This is a genomic window from Brevibacillus sp. Leaf182, assembly GCF_001423865.2.
Taxonomy (GTDB): domain Bacteria; phylum Bacillota; class Bacilli; order Brevibacillales; family Brevibacillaceae; genus Brevibacillus; species Brevibacillus brevis_C.
The window spans coordinates 85,282-111,597 of sequence record NZ_LMPN02000015.1; the positions used below are offsets into that span (position 1 = coordinate 85,282).

Genomic DNA, 26,316 nt, shown 5'->3' on the forward strand with positions numbered 1-26,316 from the left:
GTGTGCAAAAAGACAGACAGGTCCGGCAAATAAATTTCGGAACCAAAATCAGGTCGTAGAAAAATAAAAAAGCCGCCGATCTATTGTCGACAGCTCGTAATATTTACACTCAACAAACTTTTATGCTCCCTCTTTTGTCTCCCGCAGATCAATGACGATGGTTCCAGCCGTCATCTCCTCCTGTCCGTCTCCCAAACAATGTCCGTACGGATAACGATTCAAGACGGCTGTCATCTGTTTCGTATCATCGTCTGATCCATCATCTATCAAGGTAATTCGGATAGGTCTGCCACTCCAATACGAGCGAAACAGCAGACTCCGTACCACACGTTCCAGCACCTGTTCCGAATTGCGCACCAGCAATCGATAATGCTCATGCGGGAGCTCGCTCGCGCTATCCGTTCGATTAGTCCAGCGCTCCGCGATCATTACCAACAAAGAGGAGCAGCCAAATGCTGCCAAAAGCCATACAATCAGCTCTTCCATCACGGTCATACCTCCTCCTATACCAAGGTATGCCGCACGGCTTGAACAGAGTGCAAATAGGAAGCGCTTCCTACAGTTTCACCCAGCCGTTTTTAATGGAGATGACAACAGCTTGTGTTCGGTCTTGAACATTGAGCTTTTGCAAAATGCTGCTAACGTGATTTTTAACCGTCTTTTCACTAATAAACAAGAACTCCCCAATGGCACGATTGCTTTTTCCTTCTGCCATCAGTTGCAATACTTCCCGCTCGCGACGGGTAAGCGATTCGATCACTTTTGGATCGATGGCTTGCGATTCATCTACAGAGAAGCTACGCTCTGCCGTCCCTTCCTGCTCGCTCAGACGACGGAATTCTTCAATCAGCTTGCCCGTCACCTTTGGATGTATGTACGCACCACCACTCGCTACTACACGCACAGCGTCAACGAGGTCTGTCGTTCCCATTTCCTTTAGCAAGTAGCCCGACGCTCCAGCGCGGAGTGTACGATACACATACCCCTCATCATCATGAATCGAGAGCATAATCACACGCGTAGAAGGGCTTACAGAAATCACATTTTCTGCAGCAGAAACGCCATTTATGTTTGGCATATTAATATCCATCAACAAGACATCCGGCTTGTGCTCTTCCGCCAATACTGTGGCTTCTCCTCCGTCCGCACCTTCCCCGACGACCTTGAAATCTTCTTCCATTTCCAATATTCGCTTTACGCCTTCACGAAATAATTGATGGTCATCCACAATCACAATGCGGAGTTCTTGCTGTCTCTTATCCATGGTTCATCCCCCAGTACTTATTTACGTATCATGTCACAATTTTATCGGTATTTGGAATATAACCTTGGTTCCCTCTCCCGGAGTGGATTGCAGCTCGACACTGCCTTCTAAGAGCTGTACACGCTCACGCATTCCCAAGAGTCCAAAAGAGTTGCCATTCGCCATGCGTTTTTCCAGATCGAATCCGACCCCATCGTCTTTGACGACAAGGCTTAACGAATCTTGTACAAATTCCAGCTTCACTTGTACGGTCGTAGCGCCTGCGTGCTTCTCCACATTGTTCAGACATTCCTGAACCAAACGGAAGATCGCAGCCTTTACTGAACTTCGCAAAGGAGGCTCCACACCAAATACTACCAGATCGATGGAAGACTGAATACGCTCTTCGCACGTTTGAATATATTTTTGCAAGGTAGGTACTAGCCCTAAGTCATCTAATGCCATTGGACGCAAATCAAAAATAATACGTCGAACATCCGCCAAGCTCAAGCGTACCATTTCCTTCAGCTCGTGAAGTTCCATTTGTGCTTCTAAAATGCGCTCATTTTTCAACATTCGTTCTACAATTTCCGAGCGCAACACGACATTCGCCATCGATTGAGCTGGACCGTCGTGAATTTCGCGCGCGACACGCTTGCGTTCTTCTTCCTGAGCCTGGATTACCTTTAGGCCCATCAACTGATGCTGCTTAGCCGATTCCAGCGCCTCGCCTATCTTGCTCAAGTCACCCGTCAAGTAACCAAGCACGACGCCCATTTGAGAAACCAGCTTTTCTGCACGGACGATGGTTTCTTCCAAAGTACGCAGTTGACGCTCCAAATCATTTCTTCTGCGCTTCAAATTGTTTTCCCGCTCGCGGTAAATGGACAGTTCTACCTGAATACGGCTCGCCTCTTCATACGCAACCCGGATATCTTCCTCCGTGTACATATGAAAATTACGACTGACCAACACGAGCTTGTTGCGCGATTTGCGATACGCGAGTTCAAGCGCATCGACTTTTTGAATCACTTTGGAAATCTCTTGTCGAAGTTCATGTAAATCGAACTTCAGTGAGTTGCCATGCTGTCTGGCGTTTTCTGCTATATCAAATATTTGGGTTTTACTCGTTTCTACGGTTTCAATCGTTCGTTTGATCACCCCGTCCAGCACGCTGATGTCTATCGCTTTGTTCATGATTGCTCTCCTTCAAACTCATTTTTAGCCTTCGTGAACAACTGTTGGAGGTGCTCTTCTTCTACATCTCGCAGTCCCATGTCATTGCGTGGAATGGCAAACGGATCTGTTCCCTGTTTTACGAATCCACGATTGGATGTAAACACATAGCGGTAGCCAGCTTGACGTGCTGTCTCCAGTACGATTGGACTTGTGAATCCAAACGGCAACGAGATGACTTCGATTTCTTGCTTCATCCATTCGCTTAAGCTGACGCGAGATATACTGAAATCCACATAGAGGCGGTCCCTGTACTCTTTCTCGTCCTCTAAACGCTGCAAGTCTTTTAGATAGACCGGAGCTGTTTCTGGACCAAGATCGCCCCACTCATTTCGTTCTTCCTCTTCATGCAGACTGTACGTGTGGGACCCGATCGTAACCAGTCCCGTATGAATCATTTCGTTAACCTGTTGACGCGTAAGTGGTGGCGTCATATTCTCCCGTTTTCGGTCGGCTACATCTCTTAAGCGCCCCGCAATTGCGAAGTTCACTGAAGGGTAGCCGTATGTACGTAAGATCGGAAATGCTTCTTTGTAATAACTCTCATACCCATCGTCAAACGTAATTAAAACAGCATTCTCAGTCGGTAAGGTACCCGTCTCCATAAATCGCAGGAACTCATCCAACGAAATCGGTTTCAGGTCGTTATCATGCAAAAATTTCATGTGTCGGGCAAATTGATCAGGAGCTATGACATACCGCTGATTCGATTGATCCGTAACATGATGGTACGTCAAAACCACAACCTGATTGTTATACCACTTTTTCGTTTGAACCGCTGCTTCTTCAATTGGTGTGACGTTTGGCTCAGCATTTTTTGTCTCACTTATGCTTATAGACGTATCCACTTGGGGAAAAGGTTGCACTTCTTGTTTATTCTTTTTTTCCAGAAAAGATTCGCCTAACAACCCAATAGCCACTGCAAAAAACAAAAAAGTAAGAAACACGATCAGGAAGAGCCTTCTGTTCGGCAAAAAAACCCCTCCTCTACTTCCTCACTAGGAGATTCGACACAGTCCTACAAATTCCTGTGCAACAATTGACCCAATAATTGGATGACTTTGCTCCTAAAACGAAAAAGAGCCCAGTAGCAATACCAGGCTCTTTTTATGTCATTCAGCAATATTACAGTTGAGCAGCCTCTTGCTTCAGAACTTCTGCTTTGTCTGTTTGCTCCCAAGGAACATTCAGGTCATTGCGTCCGAAGTGGCCATATGCAGCTGTTTGTTTGTAGATAGGACGACGCAGGTCGAGCTGCTTGATGATACCAGCAGGACGCAGGTCGAAGTGTTTGCGAACCAATTTCACCAGAGCTTCTTCGGAAATGGTACCTGTACCGAATGTATCTACTGCGATGGAAACTGGTTGAGCTACACCAATCGCGTAAGCAACTTGTACTTCGCATTTGTCTGCGAGGCCAGCAGCCACGATGTTTTTCGCTACATAACGAGCAGCGTAAGCACCGGAACGGTCAACTTTTGTCGGATCTTTACCGGAGAACGCACCGCCGCCATGACGAGCATAACCGCCGTAAGTATCTACGATGATTTTGCGGCCAGTCAAGCCAGCATCCCCTTGTGGTCCGCCAATAACGAAACGGCCAGTTGGGTTGATGAAGTATTTGGTTTCAGCGTCCAACAGTTCTGCTGGAACAACTGGTTTGATTACGTGTTCAACCAGATCTTGCTTGATTTGCTCCAGAGTTGTTTCAGGAGCATGTTGGGTAGAAATAACGATTGTATCGATACGAACTGGTTTGTCGCCATCGTACTCAACAGTTACTTGTGTTTTTCCGTCAGGACGGAGGTAAGCAAGTGTTCCGTTTTTACGTACTTCAGTCAGACGACGAGCCAGTTGGTGGGACATGCTGATCGGAAGTGGCATCAGTTCAGGTGTTTCATTGCAAGCAAAACCAAACATCAAACCTTGGTCACCAGCACCAATTGCTTCAATCTCAGCGTCAGTCATTTGGCCTTCGCGTGCTTCCAATGCTTGGTCTACACCAAGTGCAATGTCAGCGGACTGCTCGCCAATTGCAGTAATAACACCGCAAGTATCAGCGTCAAAACCGAATTTCGCACGGTCATAACCGATTTCACGAATGGTTTCACGAACGAGCTTTTGGATATCCACATAAGTGTTTGTAGTGATTTCACCTGCTACGAGAACCAAACCAGTAGTTACGGAAGTTTCGCAAGCTACGCGAGCGTTTGGATCCTTGGACAGGATTGCATCCAAGATGGAGTCGGAAATTTGGTCACAAATTTTATCCGGATGTCCTTCAGTTACAGATTCGGATGTAAACAGACGACGACCTTTTTGCAAAGCCATGAGAAAATACCTCCTTTGACCTCATACAAATAGTGTGGTAGCCGAGTCAGGATTTTATCTACGTAAACGCAAATAAAAAACCTTTTCCATTTTTAGGAGGAAAAGGTTTGAGCGTTTTTTGCTTCCTTCATCCTCTTATCGGCCAGAACAGATGTCCGTTCTGCTGGTTAGCACCGCTCTAGATCGGTTGCCGGGCTTCATAGGGCCAGTCCCTCCGCCTGCTCTGGATAAGAGTATCCATTACGGATAATAGAATAATTGTTTTTTTCAGAGATGTCAATAGGAATAATTTTACTTATAATTGATAGGCTTTGGAAAGTACCACCACTACCTCGGCGCGCGTTGCCCTTCCGTTCGGTTTAAAAGAAGATCCGTACCCACTGAGCCAGTTTCTAGATGTCAAAGCTTCAATGGCAGGAGAAGCCCAATGACTCGCTGGCACATCCTGATATTTCGAGGTACCACGGTTATACATCAAAACATTACGTGCCCGCGCGATCATTACTGCCATCTCTGCACGCGATATCGGCTGATCCGGCTTCATTTCACTCTTCGGGTACCCTTTCAAAATTCCTAACTGATAGGCTACACCTAAGTTGTGATACGCCCAGTGCCGCTTTGGCATATCCCGGAAGGTCGTTTTTCCCGTGTAGGTAGTCGCTACCTTGGAACCGGTCGCACGCATCGACTTAAGCAGCATCGTCGCAAACTCTGCACGGGTCACTGCCTGATTTGGCTTGAACGACGCATCATTAAATCCATTTACAATATCGCGAGAGCTAAGTCTGACGATCTCTGAGCGCGCCCAGTGGTCGGAAATATCGCGATAGCCCGCTATCAATTTCTGCTGCGTCACCGTGAGTCGGTACGATTCATATTTGAACGCAGTACCGCTATTGAGGCGTACATAGTATTTGCCTGGCTGTAAGCGCAACCCGATAATGTCATTCCCACTATTGGAAAGCTCGGCTACCTCATTCGTCGAAGCAAGCGCGTAGTTCATGTTTCGATCGCTGTAAAGTGCGAAACGAAAGCCACTCTCCACAGGAATATACGGCGCCCGGAATGTCACGTATGATTCGCTATTCACAGTAAATTGGAACCAGTCGGAATCAGTTGCTGTCGGAATTGTTCCTGACATCACTGTCCCACCGCTTAACGGAGACGCCTTTTGATAGGTATCATTCGGCTCATTGAAATCCTTTTTAACTGGCGTGTACCCCAAATCCAGCTGGTATTCGCCATTGACTGCATTCCGCGAATACTCGCTCACACGGATGTAATATTTACCCGGGGACACCTCTTTACTGACCCGCTCTGTCGGATTGTCCTTTGTCCCATTATCGTATAGAGGATCCCAGACTACTGATTTTTGACCGGGCGCTTGTTTACCAAGACCCAGCAACAGATCCACTCGCTTGTTGTCAGGGCTAACAGAAACATCTAAATGCCCGTACTCACGAACGTAGTAGGAGAACCAATCCTGATCGCCTTCATCATGAAAATTGCCTGTCACACTAATTTGGTTCCCTACGAGCGGTCTGGCCGTTTCTTGTGTATCGTTCGGTTCATTTCGGTCAGGGTTGATCGAAAATTTACTCGTCAACACGTATGTAAAAGCGTTGTTGACGCCTCCACTGCGCATCAAGCGGATGTTCATTCTTCCTGCCTTGGCCGGAACTGTTATCGTATCGCCATTCCCGAAGTACTGTGTAATCGGTTGACGATTCTCAGGGTAAAAGGTAGCGGCCATCGCTGAAGAAATACCCGAAGTCACTGTAGCCGTAAAGCTTACTTTTCCATCGTAAGGGATGTCCATCTTCAGCCAATCTACGGTATCTTTTGGACCCAAATTGCCGCGTATTTGTGACTCAATCGGAAACGCCTTCGCTTTGGAAGAAGAATCATTCGGCTCTAAAAAGTCGTAAGAAAGTGCCGTTTTTACTGCTTTGTTGACATCTAACAAGCCGTATCCAGTCTTCCGATCCCATCCTTTCTCCCCCAAGTCAGTAGCCGTTTGATAAAGCAATTGCCTCACATCAAATGGACTGAGATTAGGGTGCCGAGCGAGAATGAGCGCAGCTGCACCAGCTACTTGCGGTGCCGCTGCTGAAGTACCACTAAACGAGCCGTATTTTCCCCCAAGCTTCGTTGTGTATACATTCAACCCAGGAGCAACCATATTCAATTCAGGCCCAGTATTTGCCTGAGACAAGACTTCATTGTTACTTCTCACAGCCCCTACCGCTACGACTGTTGGATACGCGGCTGGATACGCCACACGGCTACTTTCATTACCACTTGCTGCAACCAAAACGGCTCCGCTTCTCTCCGCGCGTTGTACAGCAGCTGCCAACGATTTGGAGTAAGCCATACTACTAAAGGACATCACAATGACTTTAGCACCACGATCCAAAGCTACATTGATGCCTTTCGCAATCAGCTCTACATCCGATGACGCCTTGCTATTCAAGACTTTAATCGGTAAAATCCTGGCATTCCAAAGAACACCTGAAACACCGATATTATTATTTCCACTAGCAGCAAGAACACCGGCTACTTCTGTGCCGTGCCCGTTGTCGTCCTGTGCTGACTTCCCAGGATTGACGAGATTCACACCTGGCAATAGATTGCCCTTTAAATCAGGGTGTTTATAATCTGCCCCAGAATCCAATACAGCAATAATAATCTGCTCATTGCTATTTACCGCTGGCCAAGCTTTATCTGCTTTAATTTGACTGAGATGCAGCTGGTTGGTCAAATAGTAGTCATTGGATGCCGGAGGTGCTGCTGCGAAGACTGATTGGTTGTTTGCCATAATGAGCGTGACCATTAATGTAACAGTCACTGACATGTTCACTGATCTTTTCATGTAAAACAGTCCTTCCTTCTCTCCCCTGCAAAAGTAGCAGTCTAAAAGGAATTCAGGTATTTGTCATCTGGTCTTTAGCATAGCGGATGAAAAGGGGGACACGCAACCCTCATTCTCCAATATTTGGAACGTTTTCACAGAAGAAAACCCTTTTCACCATCGGCAAAAAGGGTTTTTCTCCTTACTGTAACAAACCTTTATTGTCTTCTACTTCAGGTGCTACCTGAGCTTTTTCTTTTTTTCGTTGTTGCGCTTTCGGAATAAAGGCAGTCAGTTCAGCAATATTTACCGCTTCTTTTTTAAAGGAAGAGGAAGGAATATCGAACGCCCACACGCGATGGCTATTCGCTTCCACCTTCATGTTTTCCAACGTGAAGTGTACACGTGCTACCGTATCGCCCGCTTTATCATGAACAATAATTGGTACTTCGGTAAACTCCAGACGTTTTCCTAATCCGTTACGGAAAGCAACGATAACTTTCAAACCATTATCTTCACCAGGCTTGATATCGAGGACTTGCAAATCTACTTCGCCCTCTACAATCGGGTTCTTCTCTTCAGCCTGTTGCAAATACTGCTCCGACTCATTTGCACTCAGACCCCAATTATAATTTTGGTTATCCTCTACTCCGTGCTTTTTAGGCTTGATAAAAGTCAGCATCAGAGGTATCTCTTTTTCAGGGATACGGTCGAACTCATCCCAACGGAACATAAATTCCATCGGGCGACTGGACATCTCCCCTACTGGTCCCGAAGCAACCAGGTCAAACGTTTTTCTCGCGACCTCTTCTCCGTCCTCCGTAACCAAAGACAACGGGAGCTTTTGAAGCAAAACGCTGCGCTCTGTCGCATTGCGAATGTAGGTAAGAACCAGATAACCATCATTGGTAACCTGCGTGAAAAACGGAATGATACCCACTTCGTTACGAACCACTGGAGGCATTTCATCATGCGCGTATTGCAATAGCTCCTGCTCAGCGTCATCCAATTGATTTTCCCAAGGACCGTTCATCACCAAAAACAGTTCCTTCGAGTCCACGCGGTTCGCAGATTGTTGCGGATTATCCAGTCCAGATACACCCAAATAAAACTCTCTATGAAGATTCTCATGAATATCTTCGCGTACTTGCTCCAAGCTCTCTTTGGAACCAAACCAATTTTCCAATAACCAACTCATATAGCAACCTCCTCTTTCCCATCCTGAAAAAATGTGCGTTCTACTCTACAGTAAGCGCCCATCTTTTCAGGTCGGCATCAGGCTTTTTCACAAATTTAGGTGGGAATACAATCAGCCACGGACGGCTGTTTCCAGGCTTAACCCGAATGGTGCTTGCATCCAGAGAACCTGTCGCAACTACATCTCCATCCGAATCCGAAATCGTCAATTTGAGTTTTTCCGGTCGGTAATCATGGCTGAGTCCATTTCGGAAAAGCATGGCTACCACCAGGTTTCCTTCCTCGGTTTTCCGGATGTCAAAACCCGTTACTTCCACCGTATTAATAGGAACCAACGGCAAAGACTGTGTCAAAGCTTCCAGACGATCCTTTTGACGATCAGTCATGCGCTTCTCCATTTCAGGATCAAGCTCCAGTGTACGAGGCCAAACATGTGTACTTCTGCTGGCCTTCATTACCACTTTCCAACGGCTAAAGGTGAAATTGTCATGCAAATAGCTTTCTTCCGGGAACAAAACCTCCCATGGACGGCTAGAATGCGGTGGAATAGCCTCCATATCTGACAAATCCACTCTGATCCGCGCAAAAGGCTTGTCGTCCAGATAAATCGCTAATCCTACGTTTTTAATACGCACAGGTTTATTTGTGGCGTTGCGGAAAAACATAGCGACAGTCATTCCGTTTGGCTGTGGAATCATACTGAAGCCTGTTACGCTAATCATGCCTGGTACCATCTCAGGCAACTCTGCTTGCAAAAAGCGGAGAGTATACTTTTTCTCCGAATCGAGCTCACTTTCCCATATCGGGCTCAAGGATAACTCAGTTCGAATTTTCTCAGCCTTCGCAGCAGACTTTTCCAGTTCACCATTGCTATCCAATTCGACTTCGTTGCTAGTCATGGAAGCTAAATCAATTGTCGACTCTTCCTGAATCTCTTTTTTCAGATCCTCGAGGGAGCGCTTCTGTTGATCTTTACCTAACAAATTCTTCATAAAGGAAAACATATGATACCTCCTCACACGTCCGGGCACGAACGAAGCTTCTCTTATCATCATAAACGTTTTAGACTAGCCCATGCAAATTGGCCTCTCGAAAAATCAAGCTCCTTGGGGTACACTCACTTTCCAACGAGACAAATCTGGCGCTTCCTTTTGGAAGCTTGCCGGCGGAAAAATAAACACCCACGGCTTACTGGTATTTGCATGGACAATCAGGCCATCCAGTTCAAATAAGCCTTCCGCCACTTTATCTCCACTTGCATCAAACAGCGCCAACGGCAATTTTTCCAGGGACAGGGACTGCCCAGAGCCGTTGCGTATCAGAAGCATGACATGAAGATCGCCTTCTGACGAACGACCAAGCTGTACACTCTGGATATTGACCTCTCCCTCTTTTAATGCAGGAAGATTCTTGGCTAACTGAATCAAGTAAGTTTTCTGTTCTTCAGATAGCGCCTTGATCCAGGATTCCTCTAGCTCCAACTGATGTGGCAGAACCATTTTCTTTTCCGCCAATTCAAAAGCAATTTTCCAATTTGCCAAAAGAACATCCACTTTCAGGAAGTGTTCTCTATCAAATACAAACGACCACGGTCTAGCGGAACGTGGTGGAATTTCCCCGATCTCGCTCATATCGAACGTCTGGCGGGTAAACAACTCCTGATCACCGAACAGTACCACCAGTGTCGTCTCATTCAGCTGCACAGGTTCATCAGAACTGTTCCGGATGAACGCTGTCACTTCAATACCTTCATCATGCGGAACAAGAGCAGTACCTGCCAGAGAGATATTCCCCGCCTGCAATGGTGTCAGTTCTTGAGCCATAAAGGAGAGCGAATACTTCTCCTGTGGACTAAGCTTATCTTCCCATGATTTATGCAGGGAGAGCGTTGTGATCACGCCAGAAGATGCATCCTGTACCTGATTTTCTTCTTGATGTGACTGTGCGGTATCAGAAGCGGACAAGATTGATTCCTCCTGAACCTGCTCTTGAACCTCTTTCGCCGTTGGTTTATTCCCCATTAAATTCTTCAAGAAGGATAACATATCGTCGCTCCCAACTTTTCTCTACATCTATATACAGTTTGCATTCGTCATCCACTATAGCATAGTGACATCCTTTTGCAACATAGAAAACTTGGCATTACAAACAGCAAATAAACGGTTTTTGCAACCATAGAACAAAGCCATTCGTAATAGTAGTTATGTTAGGATACCCGTATGGAGCAGATGATGTCAAGGAATGGAAGAATCACCTTATGTATTTCATTTCCATAACGAGATAAAGTTTACATTGTTGTTTGTAATTGATAAAATATAGGAGTCTAAACAAATAACTTGGGGAATTACTTTTTGCCAGCTGAATCATTCAGTTGGCTCTTTTTTTGTATGCTTGAAAAAATAGAAAACCAGGGCTTTTGCCCTGATTTTCCGCTTCATTCATTATTTCATTATACGAGTAAGGCTCTGATATTTTTTTTGTACTCTTCTACGCCTGGTTGATCAAATGGGTTTACCCCCAACAAATAGCCACTCACAGCACATGCCTTTTCAAAAAAGATAATTAATTCACCGAAAGTATACTCGTTCATTTCATCCAGCTCGATACTCAGGTTTGGTACTCCTCCATCGACATGGGCGCGGACCACACCTTGAAAGGATATCCGATTCAAATCATGAAATGTTTTCCCCGCCAAGTAGTTTAACCCATCTATATTTGCAGGGTCAGATTCAATGAATAGATGCTCTTGGTGATTACTTACAAAGAGTACGGTTTCGATTAAATCCCGTCTCCCATCTTGTATATATTGCCCGATAGAATGTAAGTCAGTAGAAAATTGAACAGAGGCAGGAAATAGAGCTTTATGCTCTTTCCCTTCGCTTTCACCAAACAGTTGTTTCCACCACTCTGATAAATACTGTAGGGACGGCTCATAACTGACCAGCAATTCAATGCTCTTACCCTTTCGATACAATACATTCCGGACGGCTGCATACTGGTAGCTCTCATTACTCCATAAATCCGGATTGTCATAGTGATGAGAGGCTGCTCTTGCCCCTTCCATCATTCGTTCTATATTAAGCCCCGCAACGGCCATTGGCAAAAGCCCTACTGCCGTCAAAACAGAATACCTGCCACCTACATCATCAGGGATCACAAAGGTTTCATAGCCTTCTTCTTCTGCAAGCTTTTTGAGCGCTCCTCTGGATTTGTCTGTCGTCACGTAAATGCGCTCTCTCGCACTTTCTTTTCCGTATTTCTTCTCTATGAAATCCTTAAAGACTCGAAATGCTAGTGCCGTTTCTAGCGTAGTTCCCGATTTTGAGATGACATTTATAGAGATATCTTTCCCGTCTAGTATTTCAAAGAGATGAGTAAGGTATCTGGTACTCATATTATGGCCTGCAAAATATACCTCTGTTGAACCAGATAGCTGGTTGTAAAAGGAATGAGTTAATGCCTCAATGGCTGCACGTGCTCCTAGATACGATCCCCCGATTCCAATGACGATAAACGCCTGGGAATCTTTTCTGATGCGTTCTGCCGCTCGTTGGATTCGTTCGAACTCAGCTTGATCATAGTTGTTTGGCAAGTCAACCCAGCCGAGGTAATCAGAACCCGGTCCCATCTTTTCATGAAGGAAATCATGCGCTTCTTTTACGAGCTCACTCAGATTGTCAACTTCTTTTTTATCGATAAAGGATAGCGCATTTGAAAAATTGAAAGATAGTCCCATTTATAAAACCTCCAAGCTATCGTCTATGATCTCTATATTCTTATCTCTTGTTTATGTATCGGTTATTTGTTCGATATCTGGAAGGACTGTGCCCAAAATTCAATAAGTAAATGGAACAAAAAGACTTTTCACCTCAAAGACGACAAAGTGAAAAGCCTTTAAGTATATCTACCCTAGTGAAATTTCATCTACACGTCTCAAAACTTGTGCCTTTATTTGATCCATTCGTTGAATTGATTCTGCTTGACTTTGCCCTTTTATAGAAAAATAAATCTTAAGCTTGGGTTCCGTTCCCGATGGTCGTAAGCAGAACCAAGATCCATCCTCAAGCCAATACTGCAAAACATTCTCTTTCGGCAAAGATAAGGTGGTTTCTATACCGCTTTTTGTATCGAGAGCAATCTGTTTTGCATAATCACGGCTTTCCACGATTGAACTTCCAGCAATGGTAACAGGGGAATTTGTCCGCCAATCGTTCATGATAGCCTGAATACGCTCCAAACCATCGATTCCTTTCAACGTGCGAGATTCTAACCCTTCCTGATAAAAACCATGTTCGGCATAGAGATCGTTTAACACATCGATCATGCTTTTCCCTTGCTTCTTATAGAAGGTGCCCATTTCGCATATCAGCATGGTAGACATGACAGCGTCTTTATCTCGGACAAACGAATCCGCTAAATAACCATAGCTTTCCTCGTAGCCGAAAACAAACTGGCGCCCTCCCTGCTCCTCAAACAGACGAATTTGTTCAGCTATATATTTGAATCCCGTTAACGTGAGAATCGTATCTATACCATATTTACGTGCTACAGCACTCCCCAACTCACTGGTGACAATTGTAGTGAATACGGTATCGCCAGATGAAAGGGTTCCGTTTTGGGCTTTGACAGACAACAAATACTCTACCAAAAGTGCCCCTGTTTGATTCCCTGTCAGGAAAACATATTCTCCAGTTTTGTCGCGCGCAGCTACTCCCACCCTGTCACAGTCAGGATCAGTGGCAACAACGATATCTGCTTTCTTTTCCTGAGCGAGCGACAACGCCATCTGAAACGCTTCTTTTTCCTCGGGATTTGGTGATTTTACCGTACTAAAGTTTGGATCTGGAACATCTTGTTCCTGCACGATATGAACTTGAGTAAAGCCGATTTTTTTCAGAGTTTCCGGTACTAGCATTCGTCCAGCCCCATGGAGTGGAGTATATACAATAGAAAAAGAAGTACTCATGTCGCGAACTACATCGGAATTAAGCGATACCTTTTCCAATCGTTCCATGTATGCTTGGTCCAATTCATTGCCAATAATCTGCAAAAATCCAGATTTCTCTGCATCCTCGCGAGATATATAGTGAATTCCTTCAAATGTAGAAAGCTTATTCACTTCAGCGATGACTTGGGCAGCGATGTCTGACGCGATCTGCCCCCCGTCTTCCCAGTACACCTTGTATCCGTTATATTCGGGTGGATTATGGCTAGCTGTAATTACAATTCCCGCTTGTGCTTTCAGGTAACGAACAGCAAATGAAAGCTCAGGTGTCGGACGAAGATGGTCAAATAAATAAACACGAATGCCATTTGCAACCAACGTGCACGCCGTCTCTTCCGCCAAGAACGCTGACAGGTGCCGGGAGTCGTACGCAATGACGACACCTTTGTTCTTTGCATCTGCACCAACTTTTGCGATATAGTCGGCTAATCCCTGAGTCGCACGCCGGACGGTATATCGATTGATACGGTTCGTGCCAGCTCCTAAGACCCCTCGCATTCCCCCAGTACCAAACTCCAAATATTTAAAAAAACGGTCTTCTATATCTTTGGGAGAATCTGTAATAGAGAGAAGCTCCGTTTTCGTTTGTTCGTCTATCCCTTGATGTTCTAGCCATTCCTGGTAAACCTCGAATTCGTTCATTCCGCTCCCCCGTTGTAACCGTCTGGATTGTTTTGATGCCAAACCCAGGCGGATTGAATCATGGTTTTCAAATCACTGTATTTAGGAGTCCAGCCCAATCTATCCATGATCTCATCTACTCTGGCAACTAGTATTGCCGGGTCACCCAATCGCCGCTCTGTTTCCAACACCTGGATGTCACGCTCTGTGACACTCCGAGCCATTTCGATTACCTGCCGAACAGAGTATCCTTGACCTGTACCAACGTTAATCGCTCTCGAAGGTTGTCCATCTTCCATGGCCCTCAGTGCCAACACATGAGCTTCAGCTAAATCGAGAACATGGATATAGTCACGGATACAGGTTCCGTCTGGCGTATCATAATCAGTACCGAATATTTGAATGGCAGGACGTTTTCCCACAGCGGTCTGCAAGACCAAGGGAATCAAGTGTGTCTCTGGAAGATGATCTTCACCGATGCTCCCATCCAAAGCAGCCCCTGCGGCATTGAAATAGCGTAATGCCATCCATTGCAAGCCGTACGCTTGTTCCAACCAATGCATGGACTGCTCAATCATCAGCTTGGACAAACCATATGGATTGATAGGTTGAGTCGTCGCCTGCTCAGGGATTGGAACATCGTTAGGTATGCCATAAACAGCCGCAGTAGACGAAAATACGACCCGCTTCACGTCATTTTGAATGAGCGTAGAAAGAAGCTGGGTCGTTTTAGCTGTATTCTCCTGAAAATACAGATCCGGTTTCGCGACGGATTCGCCGACTAGGCTGCGTGCAGCGAAGTGGATGACTGCGTTTATTGCGTGCCGTTTCACAATGCGGGTGACCAATAGGGAATCAGCAATGTCCCCCTCATAAAACGGTACAGTGGAAGGAACTGCCTCCCTATGCCCCGTAACCAAGCTATCTAGCACAACGACCTGTATTCCTTTTTCAAGCAAAACCTTTACTGTATGGCTTCCAATGTACCCTGCCCCGCCTGTAACTAATACGTTCATTGATTACCTCCAGATCCGACGGAAACCGGTTGTTGGAGATGCTTCACTATGTCCAAGAGATACTCCTGAAATTCATTTCGCAAATCATCCCGCATTAGTGCAAACTCGACTGTAGCTTGCAAAAAGCCCAGCTTGTCCCCCACATCGTATCGTTTTCCTTCAAACTCTAAAGCTACCATACCTTGAGCCCTTGCTAACTCTTTTAAAGCATCAGTTAATTGAATCTCTCCACCTGCTCCAGGTTCTGTACGAGCTAGGTAATCGAACACTTCAGGTTGTAATATGTAGCGGCCCATTACAGCAAGGTTAGAAGGAGGATTGTTTTTTGGCTTTTCGACCAAGTCTTGAACTTCCGTCTCATTCGCTAGTTGAATGCCCGGCGTTACAATACCATATTTACTAGTTTCTTTCCAATCTACTCTTTGAACACCGATCACTGATTTTTTCTCTTTTTGAAAAACATCGATCATTTGTCTCAAGCATGGTTCTTTACTGTGTATAATGTCATCGCCAAGAAGTACGGCGAAAGGTTCATTGCCAATAAATTTACGAGCGCAGTATACTGCATGCCCTAAGCCAAGGGGTTCCTTTTGGCGGATATAATGAATGTCTACCATGTTTGAAATACTCTCTACTATTTCTAGTAGTCCATTTTTACTTTTCTCTTGTAGATTCAGCTCCAATTCAACAGATCTATCAAAATGATCTTCAATGGCCCTTTTGTTTCTTCCGGTGACAATGATAATGTCTTCGATACCGGAGGCGATTGCTTCTTCTACGATAAATTGAATTGTAGGCTTATCAACGATTGGGAGCATTTCTTTTGGTTGAGCTTTTGTAGCCGGCAGAAAACGGGTACCTAATCCGGCGGCTGGGATTATGGCTTTTTTAATCATCTCGCACCTCTAAAATTTTTAGTAAGCATTCTTATTCACAAAACCTTTTAATATTGTTTTGTATATGATCTTGATGTCAAATAATAATGTCCAATTTTCTATATAAAAAATATCGTGAAGAATTCGGTCTTCAATTGAGGTATCACCACGTAGACCATTAGCTTGAGCCCAGCCAGTTATCCCTGGGCGAACATGATGTTTCACCATATATTTCGGAACTTCTTCTTTAAACTGTTCTACAAAATAAGGTCTCTCAGGTCTTGGTCCGACAACGCTCATGTCTCCCTTAAGAACATTGAAGAATTGAGGAAGTTCATCCAAACTAGTTTTACGTAAAAAAGTACCAAATCTTGTTTTCCGTGGATCATTTTCTACTGTCCATTGTGTATCAGAGGTGTCCTGCGACATCACTTTCATTGAACGAAATTTGTACATTTCAAAAGAACGCCTGTTCATACCTACACGTTCTTGTTTAAAAATAACAGGCCCCTTCGAAGTCATTTTTATTCCAATCGCAATTATAAACAGTAAGGGTAGTGTTAGTAGAATAGCAATTAATGAAAAACAAATGTCAAAAAGACGCTTTAGTATACGATTACTGAGTTCATCGAGTGGTATGTCTCTAACATTAATCAATGGTATATCTGCAAAAGTATCAATATATGGTCGAGCAGGTAGAATATCGAAGAAGTCTGGAATAATCAGAGTTCGAACTCCTGCTTTTTCACAAACAGAAATTATATTTCCGTATTTTGCGTGCGCGCGTAATGGCAAAGCAATTATCACTTCATCCACAAGATGTTCATCAAGAACTATATCGAGTTCATTAATACCACCTAATATAGGACTTAAATGCCTATTCTCACCATCGTGCTCCAATCGATAATCATCCAAAAAACCAACTACTGTAAATCCAAGGTCTGGATTTTGTAATACTGTTTGATGAAAACGTCTACCTATCTCGCCAGCACCCAAAATCAATATAAATTGTTTATTGTATCCATTTTTCCGAAAAAGTTTTAACCCAATCTTGACGATAAAACGATATAAGCCGACAAATACAATATTGCAAGATAGAAAAATAAGCAAATAGGACCGAGAGAAATCAATTTCCTTCATAACAAACAATAAACTTATCAAACCAAAAAAACTTATAATATGAACTTGAATCACTTTATATGCTTCATAAGAAAATCGTTTCTTTCTTTTCGGAGAGTAAAACCCTATGAAATACCCCACTATATTTGCAATAATTCCATATACGAAAGCCCATAAAAAATATGTACCAAATGTAAGATGCGCCTCCCCAGTTGCAAATATATGAAATTTTAACCACCAAGAAATCAAGAAGGCTATTTGAACAAATATCAAATCAAAAACAGCGTATATCTGCGACAGAAACTTTTGATTATCGCGTATCAAAGCATTCACCTCAAACGCTTTCTTGCATTTTGCATCATCGCCAACAAGAGCTTAAGGACAATTCCACCATAAACAAACAAGTTCACAACAAGCGGATATCTTTTTTGGTAATGTTTCTTATGAAAAAGATACATCGCTCGATGAAACTCATACACGATTTTATATGGCTTTCTTTTGCTGCTTGCGCCTTTGTAGTGAATAATGGAAGTATAAGGATAATAGATGATTTCCCACCCACTTTGCTTAATCCGATAGCACCAGTCAACGTCTTCACCGTACATAAAGAATTCCTCATCAAGCAATCCTACTTGCTTTATCGTTTCACTTCTTACCACCATAAAGGCTCCTACTAGACAGTCTACCTGATAGGATTGATCTGGATCGAGATGTGTGAGCTGATACATATTAAATCGTGCTTTATTGGGAAAAATTTTCGATAATCCAGTCAAGTAGTAAAAAGAAGCGGAAGGTGTTGGAAAACCACGTTTGCAAGCTTTGTCCAAACTGCCGTCTGGCAACATAACCTTACAACCGCTTGCTCCTACTTTTGGGTGTTCATTCATATAAGAAACCATTACTTGTAGGGTATCCGGCTTTATTATTGTATCTGAATTCAGTAGTAATATATATTTTCCACTTGATACTGCAATTGCCTGATTATTAGCCTTAGCGAAACCTACATTCTCTTCATTTTTGATAAGGCATACTTCTGGAAACAATTTAGTAATGGTTTCTACCGAACTGTCTGTTGAATGGTTATCGACGATAATCACTTCGTAGGCAAAAGCAGTAACTGACTGAAGAACTGACTGAATTGCATCACACGTTAGCCTACAAGTATTGTAATTGACAATAATAATACTTAGTTCCATTTTACCTAGCACCAATGTTTTGACGTTTTTCCACATTATATCATGGTTTTACAGCGTTTCTTAAGTTTATGGACAAAAACAGTTGGGTACATTAGGCCAAGTATTATTATTTATTTTTCGTATCCTAATATATTCCTCACCTAGTTACTTTATTTTTCAATAACCGACCATCAATAATGTACCCAACATCCTTTTTGAGTTAGTAAACATAAATATACCCATCGCAACAGCAGTTTACCCGATTATTCCGGAATATCATAAGTATATTAAAGATAAAAGAACCGTGGTCGGTACTGGAGCAACCATTGGCTCTCATCTCACCGAACACGATTCCCTTATAAAATTACCTTATATAGAACTATTATCTTGTACTATCTAAATAAATCAAACTCATTCTTTTGAAATTTTTAGGGTCTTGAGATAATCGTACCCTATCTCCATTTTTCGAAATGCGATATATAGCATCTTCCCTCCGACTACTATCAAATTACCAAAACGCCCCTATTCGAATTATCCGTTGAAATTACTTTACAATCTTGAGATTATTTTTTTTAACATAATTCTCAAATTTTATAAACGCATCACTATAAGATTTGTTAAACTCTGTGTAATCAGCCATTTCATATAATTCCTCTAGCGTTTTATCAAAACAAAATTCTTGAATATCTATAGTGGGAAACTTAAAATACTCACACATCTCTTTTGTTCTTGCATCGATTGAAATAAATAATGATGGAACCCCTTCTAAAAGGGGGATAACATTGCCATGGAATCGACCACTAAATGAAAAGTCAAGCTCTCTGGAATACGCTCGCCATTCTTCTATATCAAAGAACATTTTGCCGAACCGTTTAAAATAAGTATGGAATAATCCTTTGAAACTTTTGTCAGTCTCTGATAAGAACTCAATCCAACTATTGTCTGCCTGCTCAATAAAATCTATTTTATTTCTTATTGCATATCCCAAGTATTCTTTCACTAAGCTTGTTGACATTTTTTCGTTTGGCCACGGTGTTATCCCAGTAGCAATCCTGGGATTTTTACGTAAGTAATTACGCTTAGACAGTTTAAAATTTGGATCTTTGGTATGAAATAATGAGGGACAGCCGATTACTTCAACATTTTTTACACCATTACTACTGAGCACCTCAGCCGTATACTCGCCTCTACAAGCAATTACAGCTTGCTCCGAAATCTCTTTAAGAAAAGACAGAGTTGTTGGATCATATTTAAAATCAGCCTTATAATCAAACACTTGAGTTCCAACACTAATTGGAACAAATTTCTTTCCTTTACTAATTATTTTACGAAAAGCATCATAGTAAAAATCAGGTAAAGGAGTATCCTCAACTATCCATGAAAGGTTCCCGACTATATAAACATCATATTCATCATCTTCTAGTGCTTTATCCAATAGTTCGTAATCCACACGTACAGCTGAAAAAATATCCATCAAGGCTGTAATATATGCATTATTCCCTGTATTTCCTCCTACTGAATTTAATTGTTCAGTAAATGTCCTGTTTGGATTGTACGGTTTACACTCTGTTAATATAGCAACTCTATTCACAGTAACCTCCTCTTGACAATCCGAAGATTAAAAATATGCTTTTTGCCAATTACTACTTAAAAATCATCCGTTTAAATCCCCGTAGTATACGATAAGACGTAGATAATACCTTATAGCTTAATGGCTTTCCTAGATATCTAATTTTCACCTTATTCTTTAAAGTATCGCGATCGAATAACGTAAAAAATATAATTCTTAATATCCGACTATGATATTGAAGAAAGTAAAAAGGTGGAGCTTGATGATCCTCACTCATCTCTGTCATTGAATGTTGTATTCTTAACTTATTTGTCTCTGCATTCCACCAATTTAATACACTATTTTTATCTTTCCCACTGTGTACAGTATCATCAGAATATGAGTGCATGAACAGTAAACGGTCACTCTGCTTTGAACTATGAATATACATTTCGAGAGGCAAAGATACTTCATGATTTTTAATATTAATTAATGACAAATGGTCTTTAAAACAACCCATAAAATCAGTTGCAAAATCTATTGCAGCATTTTGCAACGTGTTAATCATTAGTTGATTGATGTGATTCGTATAATAGTCTTCAAATACTGGCTCTATTATATTGTTACTTTTTTCTTCATAACCAATACACGAGGGTCCTAATTCTGCAAACAAATGCTCTCTTAAAATTCCACTAACAGACGGTTTTAATTCAAAAAATGATTTCACTTCAAAATCATTTCTTCTAGAATATATCTTCGACATTTCCTTACTCGTATGTACAAAATAGGTATTACAAGGGTACCCAAGGATATTTACCAATATGGTCTGTAATCTAGCTGAATATCCTAAATCAAATGTTGCATCATTAGATTTAATTACACTGCTCAGGTATTCTTTAATATTTGAATTGTACTTTTCTGTCTTTCCCCAATCAATTCCATCCTTTATGAGTACATCTAAGTATTTTTTGAATTCAAATTCAGAGGAGAAATTCTTTGATAATATTACTCCCTTTTCCTCAAAATTCTCCAACTTTAAATCATTTTTTAGAACACCACTAAATAATCCCAAAATACTACGAGGTGTATGCGAATAAATAGAAACAAACGAAGACAAACCATATTTATTATGCGAAGAAAGCAAATATGGTAACATAGACCTTCTCGAAACGTATAAATAATTTGATTCTGGTGCATTTGAATAATATTTAGAAATCACATCGTAAACTTTATGAGGCAGGTATCCGTCTCTAGCTAAAAAATGAATTGTATTATAATTCTTGTGCACTGCATCTTCTACAATCCATTTACAGAGTCCAACTGTATGCATTCCTAATGCGTAGTATCCCACAAAATACGGATCAACATTAAAATCTGAGTCTGGGTTAAAAGAAATATATGGATTATCAAATAATTTATTTGCTACTGTTGCAAGCATACACCTAGTACCCAAATATTCATTATGCTCATAACTTGTCCATTGTTCTTGTCTAAATTCATTAAAATACTTAACACTATTTCCGGACTCTTTATCAGCTAAATTATTCAGTAATAGATCTAGAGTTTTAGCGATAAAAAATGCATTCCAACCAGCTTTTTCGGCCATCACCTTATCCGATTCCCAGTTGTCACCTATATGCAGAATACTATTTGGATTTATCTCTAGATCAAGTGTAACATATTTAAACATATCCCCAGTATGTTTCAGTAATCGTGCTTCAGACGAAACATATATTTTTTCATAATCACAATATCCTGCTTTTTCAACGATATTTTTAATAACAGTCCCTGGCAGATACATATCTGAAACAAATATTATCTTTTTATTAAGTTCTTTAGCCATTTGATACAATTCATATACACTTTCTCTTCTCATTGTATATTGTATTTCCAACTCAATCTCTTTAGCTTTAAGTTTATCAACAATATCTAATGGAAAATCATACTCTGATCTAATATATTCATATATTTCATTCAGATTTACATCTTGCCATGAAGGATTTTTTAATCTAATTAACTGTCTTGTCTTGTCTTCAGCTTGTAATCTTAACGTTGAGAATTCTACTAAATTGTTATGAGGGTAAATTTGATGAAAATAATTATCAAGAATTAACAACAAATCTCTTGGGTCAAAAAACGGTCGAACAACTAACGTGTCAAAGATATCGAAACTTACATATTCTATTTCATCATCTGCAATTAACTTCTTTATTGTTTCATATCTATGCTCCCATGGAGTATTAACAGCTGCATGATAATAGTCTTCAGGTAATGCTAGCTCATTTCCATGTATATTAAGGGCTTTTTTCAATTCCAATATAGCCTGTTCTTTAGCGGATGGTTTCATTTCAGTAGACTCTAAGCGACTCATCCAAAGCCTAAAGTATCTCTTTTTCCAATTAGAAAGATTTTCCTTGTATTTCTCGAATTGCTCCGATGCCTCTAGGTACGATTCTACAAAGTTGAAAGCTGTTCCCATATCACTGAAGTTTTTCAGAAATTTATTTAGATCTATATCAGTTCCAGTAGATGCTTCTGCTCTTATACTATAAAAATATCCATCATACTTAATTGAGCAATATTTTTTAGCCTCACAAAATAATAACGAAGAAAAAATTAGATCTTCTGTCATAATTAAATGTTTAACTTGGTTCTTAAAATATGGTAGACATTTATTCCATAAATCCATTCTATATATTTTATTCCATATCACATGCCAATGATAAAATAAGCCCTCCTGAGAAAAGAACTGATCCTTAATATCGTCTCCAGTAAGTTTATCAATAAGTATATTGTTGAAATTTTGGATAAATCTGTATCCGTTTTCGTCTTCCCTAATAATTCTCCCCTCTACAATATCAGCTTCTTCCTTAATACCTTTATCAATCAGTAGTCTGTAATAATCAATTGATATATAATCATCGCTATCAACAAAAGCTATATATTCGCCAGTTGCAATTTCAGAACCTGTAACCCTTGCATGGAAAAGTCCCTTGTTATTATCATGTTCAATATACTTAACCCTGGAATCTCTTAGCAAATATTCATCTACTATTTTTTTCGTATCACCAGGTGAACAGTCGTTTACAATAATTATTTCTAATTGAGTGTATGTCTGATTAATAATACTATCGAGACATTTGGGGAGGAATTTTTCAGTATTATAAACAGGAATTACAACAGATATTAATGGCTTAGTTTTCGTTAGATTTGATTCTTTATTCATCGTCAGCACCTCTTATGTGAAGGAAATAATGATCAATTACGAAGCATCGATGCTTTATTCTATTTCATAAGATACTTAATTCTTCTCTCAATGAATTTGACAGCCTTTCTAGGATTTTTAATAGCTTTAATAATCTTTTCTTTAGTAATCCAGCTAACCCCTAACATTGATTGTAGCTTTTTGGAGTGATCCTTTCTTTTTAGTTCTGATAAGCTTCCTTGAATGATAAGCGTATTCTTCCATAAATTTTTGTTAATATCTTGTTCAATTTTTCTTTTATTTTTATAGTATTCTTGAATGGAAGTACAAGTAACATATTTCTGAGAGTCTTGAGAGTTTCCAATGCCTACTACACTCGACAATTTGGTAAATTCAATAAGATCCTCATATCTTTTTGCTTCAATAAATTCAAAATACCCATCTAAACAATCTTTGATATTGATATTCTTAAGATACTTATAATAGGGTATATACTTGTCTACGCTCACTATTACACTTGAATGAACATCTGAAAGGCATTCGTAAAGAAAACTGTTGTTTTCAACTTCTTTTAACACCGGGTATATTATTTCATTTTCTTCTCTAAAACCAATTAATGACCCATGAGGTGCGGAAAATACCAATTCATACATCATTACATTATCCATAATCTTTTCTGCGTTTATATGTGACTTCCCTAAATTAAATGCATAACCATGTACATGATCTAAAATGTCATCATATACATTATGGGTTGTACCAAAATAGTACCCGTCAGTTTCGATACCTGTGATGTCTTTAATAGCTTTTTGTGTAGAACCTCTCCACCCTACATCGACGACATGGAGTTCATTACACTCATATACGCCATTTTGTATAAGATACTTCTCTAGTAACGATTTCTCTCGTTGTAAAACAATTGTGACATCTGTATAAATCGATTTCAAAACTTCTTTAGCTCTGGCTCTATCATTATCAGTTTTAATTTCATCATTAAAGTCATAAAATCCAAAATTTCTAATCAACTGATCATATTTTTCCCTATTTAAACAAATATTATCAAAGATTTCTCCAATAGTAATCCTTTGGCCAAGACTAGGATTATACGCAGTTAATAGTTCTAAAGCATCACTTTGTTCCATATTAAGTATGTTCGGTATTTGATATGCCCTTCTGGAAGCGTATAGATAATTAGCTTTTGGAAGCCCTTCAATAATATCCGACATTTTTAGAAATAATTTATATGGCAAGTAACCATCTCTTGCTAAAAAGTGAACATTGTCCTTCCCCTTTACCTGATTTATTAACCATAGTGTAAAACCAAAAAAAAGAGAAGAAACTGTATTAACACCGAATCGTTGCCAATAGTTTAATTCCTCCGTTGATTCACAATAATTAATTTGAATAGCTTTCATTATTGATAATTCAATAGAATTAACTTTTTTAATTCCAGCTCTTGTTCTTATATCCTTATAATAGTATGCACTCAAATTACATTTGAGAGCATTTTCATAATCGGATGTCATGTTATCACCGATATGTAACCATGAGCTGTTTATATTCATCTCTTTTCTAACATGAGAGTATAAATTTGTAGAAGCTTTTGAAACTCCGATCGATCCCGATATGAAAATATCTTCAAATTGATCATACCCATTTTCTATCAAAAGATTGGTGATAAACTCTTTAGGGAGATACATATCTGATATAAATATGATCTCTTTATTGTTTGCTTTAGCATAATTATAAACTTCTTTTATAAATGGATTACTTACTGTGAATTCTCGTTCTATAGATAGTTCTATTTTCTTTATAGTTTGGCTTAGCTGTTCTCCTAAATCACCTGATATCACTTGATATATATCCTCTAACGTTACATCTTCACATTGAGAAAACTTCCTTGCTTTTTCTTCTGCGGAAATTCTCATTTTTTTAAAATCTTTTAGAAATATATCATTTTCTTCAAGCTCCCGAGAGACAATTTCAAAAATATCAGTAGGATAGAGCACATTTCTTAGGAGAGCTGTATCATATATATCAAAGGAAATCACCTTATGTTTATCAACTAATGTGCACATTTCAAGAAATTCTTTATTAATATCACTCTTCACAATTAATCTCCTTTCATCTGATTTTAGCTCCCACTACTGATTGTTCATAGCTTTAAAGTTTTTAATTATCTCTTCAGTAGCTCCTATTTGTTTTACACTTCCCTGTTCCAACCAAAGAACTTTATTGCAAATAGTCTCTACTTGTCCCAATGAATGAGAAACGAACAACACTGTTGTTCCATCTTGCATCATTGAGCGAATCTTTTTCTCAGACTTCTCCTTAAATTTGAAGTCACCGACGGCCAGAACTTCATCGACTATTAAAATTTCCGGTTGAACGACTGTTGCTATGGCAAAACCAAGCCTTGCTTTCATTCCTGAGGAATAGTTTTTCAAAGGAGTATGAAGAAACCTTTCCAATTCCGAGAATTCAACAATTTCATCGAACTTTTCTTTTATAAATTTCTTTGAATAACCCAGCAACAATCCATTTAAGTTTATATTTTCAGCACCAGTCAAATCGTCGTTAAAGCCAGCTCCTAGTTCGATTAAGGGAGCTATGCTTCCCCTTCTCTTTACAGTACCAGAAGTAGGTTTTAAAACCCCTGCTATGATCTTAAGAAGTGTACTCTTTCCCGCACCATTCATCCCGACAATCCCCAGCACTTCTCCCTTTTGAACAGTAAAACTAACTTCTTTCAAAGCAAAGAAATCTGCATATTGAATTTCCCTATTTAGCTTCTTGATTAAAAAGTGCTTTAAAGAATCAATCTTTTCTGTAGCAATTCTGTATTTCATTGTCACATTGGAAAGTTGAATCACTATGTCGCTCATCAGTATTG

Annotated in this window: 19 protein-coding genes and 1 riboswitch; all 19 genes read right to left on the reverse strand. The window is 40.6% G+C overall.

Translation table 11 applies throughout. The features are described 5' to 3' along the window. Window positions 1-120 precede the first annotated feature (120 nt). Window positions 121-486 (reverse strand): glycosyltransferase family A protein, encoded by a 366-nt coding sequence (locus ASG16_RS03365; protein WP_056486997.1) that lies wholly within the window; start codon window positions 484-486, stop codon window positions 121-123. Window positions 487-556: 70 nt separating this feature from the next. Beyond that, a complete protein-coding gene (locus ASG16_RS03370) occupies window positions 557-1,264 on the reverse strand; it encodes a response regulator (protein ID WP_017252297.1) in 708 nt (235 codons plus the stop codon). Window positions 1,265-1,297: 33 nt separating this feature from the next. Then, window positions 1,298-2,440 (reverse strand): sensor histidine kinase, encoded by a 1,143-nt coding sequence (locus ASG16_RS03375; protein ID WP_048035037.1) that lies wholly within the window; start codon window positions 2,438-2,440, stop codon window positions 1,298-1,300. Then, window positions 2,437-3,453 carry a polysaccharide deacetylase family protein gene (locus ASG16_RS03380; protein ID WP_056486995.1) on the reverse strand — a complete coding sequence of 339 codons (1,017 nt, stop codon included), beginning with the start codon at window positions 3,451-3,453 and terminating at the stop codon, window positions 2,437-2,439. The genes ASG16_RS03375 and ASG16_RS03380 overlap by 4 nt, the downstream gene beginning before the upstream one ends. A 151-nt stretch (window positions 3,454-3,604) precedes the next feature. After that, entirely contained in the window at window positions 3,605-4,810 is a 1,206-nt protein-coding gene (gene metK, locus ASG16_RS03385) for a methionine adenosyltransferase (RefSeq protein WP_048035039.1), read from the reverse strand. Between the two features lie 132 nt (window positions 4,811-4,942). Beyond that, window positions 4,943-5,044, reverse strand: a riboswitch (SAM riboswitch). Between the two features lie 61 nt (window positions 5,045-5,105). Beyond that, entirely contained in the window at window positions 5,106-7,682 is a 2,577-nt protein-coding gene (locus ASG16_RS03390; protein ID WP_056486992.1) for a S8 family peptidase, read from the reverse strand. A 181-nt stretch (window positions 7,683-7,863) separates the two neighbouring features. Next, window positions 7,864-8,859, reverse strand: coding sequence for an SLAP domain-containing protein (locus ASG16_RS03395; protein WP_056486989.1), 996 nt, complete (start codon window positions 8,857-8,859; stop codon window positions 7,864-7,866). A gap of 40 nt (window positions 8,860-8,899) precedes the next feature. Then, window positions 8,900-9,862, reverse strand: a complete 963-nt coding sequence (locus ASG16_RS03400) for an SLAP domain-containing protein (RefSeq protein WP_048035042.1) — start codon at window positions 9,860-9,862, stop codon at window positions 8,900-8,902. 93 nt (window positions 9,863-9,955) lie between these two features. Continuing rightward, complete coding sequence (locus ASG16_RS03405; protein WP_056486985.1) at window positions 9,956-10,903, reverse strand: accessory Sec system S-layer assembly protein; 948 nt, start codon at window positions 10,901-10,903, stop codon at window positions 9,956-9,958. A gap of 404 nt (window positions 10,904-11,307) precedes the next feature. Then, a complete protein-coding gene (locus ASG16_RS03410; RefSeq protein WP_056486983.1) occupies window positions 11,308-12,594 on the reverse strand; it encodes a glucose-6-phosphate isomerase in 1,287 nt (428 codons plus the stop codon). Between the two features lie 168 nt (window positions 12,595-12,762). Then, entirely contained in the window at window positions 12,763-14,505 is a 1,743-nt protein-coding gene (locus tag ASG16_RS03415) for a phospho-sugar mutase (RefSeq protein ID WP_056486980.1), read from the reverse strand. Then, window positions 14,502-15,500 (reverse strand): UDP-glucose 4-epimerase GalE, encoded by a 999-nt coding sequence (galE, locus tag ASG16_RS03420; RefSeq protein ID WP_056486979.1) that lies wholly within the window; start codon window positions 15,498-15,500, stop codon window positions 14,502-14,504. The genes ASG16_RS03415 and galE overlap by 4 nt, the downstream gene beginning before the upstream one ends. Beyond that, window positions 15,497-16,396 (reverse strand): UTP--glucose-1-phosphate uridylyltransferase GalU, encoded by a 900-nt coding sequence (gene galU, locus ASG16_RS03425; protein ID WP_056486976.1) that lies wholly within the window; start codon window positions 16,394-16,396, stop codon window positions 15,497-15,499. Before galU ends, galE begins: the two co-directional genes overlap by 4 nt. Window positions 16,397-16,414: 18 nt before the next feature. After that, complete coding sequence (locus ASG16_RS03430) at window positions 16,415-17,818, reverse strand: undecaprenyl-phosphate glucose phosphotransferase (protein WP_056487212.1); 1,404 nt, start codon at window positions 17,816-17,818, stop codon at window positions 16,415-16,417. Window positions 17,819-17,823: 5 nt separating this feature from the next. Next, window positions 17,824-18,690, reverse strand: coding sequence for a glycosyltransferase family 2 protein (locus tag ASG16_RS03435; RefSeq protein WP_056486973.1), 867 nt, complete (start codon window positions 18,688-18,690; stop codon window positions 17,824-17,826). Between the two features lie 523 nt (window positions 18,691-19,213). Continuing rightward, the gene (locus ASG16_RS03440) at window positions 19,214-20,260 is read right to left on the reverse strand and encodes a polysaccharide pyruvyl transferase family protein (protein WP_056486970.1); all 1,047 of its coding nucleotides are present in this window, start codon (window positions 20,258-20,260) and stop codon (window positions 19,214-19,216) included. Window positions 20,261-20,312: 52 nt separating this feature from the next. Further along, on the reverse strand, window positions 20,313-23,444 hold the full coding sequence (locus ASG16_RS03445; protein ID WP_056486968.1) for an HAD-IA family hydrolase: 3,132 nt from the start codon (window positions 23,442-23,444) through the stop codon (window positions 20,313-20,315). A gap of 59 nt (window positions 23,445-23,503) precedes the next feature. After that, the gene (locus ASG16_RS03450) at window positions 23,504-25,534 is read right to left on the reverse strand and encodes an HAD family hydrolase (protein ID WP_056486965.1); all 2,031 of its coding nucleotides are present in this window, start codon (window positions 25,532-25,534) and stop codon (window positions 23,504-23,506) included. 33 nt (window positions 25,535-25,567) lie between these two features. Beyond that, a complete protein-coding gene (locus ASG16_RS03455) occupies window positions 25,568-26,308 on the reverse strand; it encodes an ABC transporter ATP-binding protein (RefSeq protein WP_056486961.1) in 741 nt (246 codons plus the stop codon). Between the last annotated feature and the right edge of the window lie 8 nt (window positions 26,309-26,316).

Bases quoted from the DNA above. Each gene is read 5' to 3' on its own strand.
- ASG16_RS03365 (WP_056486997.1), bottom strand. From the start codon at position 486: ATGGAAGAGCTGATTGTATGGCTTTTGGCAGCATTTGGCTGCTCCTCT.
- ASG16_RS03370 (WP_017252297.1), bottom strand. From the start codon at position 1,264: ATGGATAAGAGACAGCAAGAACTCCGCATTGTGATTGTGGATGACCAT.
- ASG16_RS03375 (WP_048035037.1), bottom strand. From the start codon at position 2,440: ATGAACAAAGCGATAGACATCAGCGTGCTGGACGGGGTGATCAAACGA.
- metK (WP_048035039.1), bottom strand. From the start codon at position 4,810: ATGGCTTTGCAAAAAGGTCGTCGTCTGTTTACATCCGAATCTGTAACT.
- ASG16_RS03390 (WP_056486992.1), bottom strand. From the start codon at position 7,682: ATGAAAAGATCAGTGAACATGTCAGTGACTGTTACATTAATGGTCACG.
- ASG16_RS03395 (WP_056486989.1), bottom strand. From the start codon at position 8,859: ATGAGTTGGTTATTGGAAAATTGGTTTGGTTCCAAAGAGAGCTTGGAG.
- ASG16_RS03400 (WP_048035042.1), bottom strand. From the start codon at position 9,862: ATGTTTTCCTTTATGAAGAATTTGTTAGGTAAAGATCAACAGAAGCGC.
- ASG16_RS03405 (WP_056486985.1), bottom strand. From the start codon at position 10,903: ATGTTATCCTTCTTGAAGAATTTAATGGGGAATAAACCAACGGCGAAA.
- ASG16_RS03410 (WP_056486983.1), bottom strand. From the start codon at position 12,594: ATGGGACTATCTTTCAATTTTTCAAATGCGCTATCCTTTATCGATAAA.
- ASG16_RS03415 (WP_056486980.1), bottom strand. From the start codon at position 14,505: ATGAACGAATTCGAGGTTTACCAGGAATGGCTAGAACATCAAGGGATA.
- galE (WP_056486979.1), bottom strand. From the start codon at position 15,500: ATGAACGTATTAGTTACAGGCGGGGCAGGGTACATTGGAAGCCATACA.
- galU (WP_056486976.1), bottom strand. From the start codon at position 16,396: ATGATTAAAAAAGCCATAATCCCAGCCGCCGGATTAGGTACCCGTTTT.
- ASG16_RS03435 (WP_056486973.1), bottom strand. From the start codon at position 18,690: ATGGAACTAAGTATTATTATTGTCAATTACAATACTTGTAGGCTAACG.
- ASG16_RS03445 (WP_056486968.1), bottom strand. From the start codon at position 23,444: ATGAATAAAGAATCAAATCTAACGAAAACTAAGCCATTAATATCTGTT.
- ASG16_RS03455 (WP_056486961.1), bottom strand. From the start codon at position 26,308: ATGAGCGACATAGTGATTCAACTTTCCAATGTGACAATGAAATACAGA.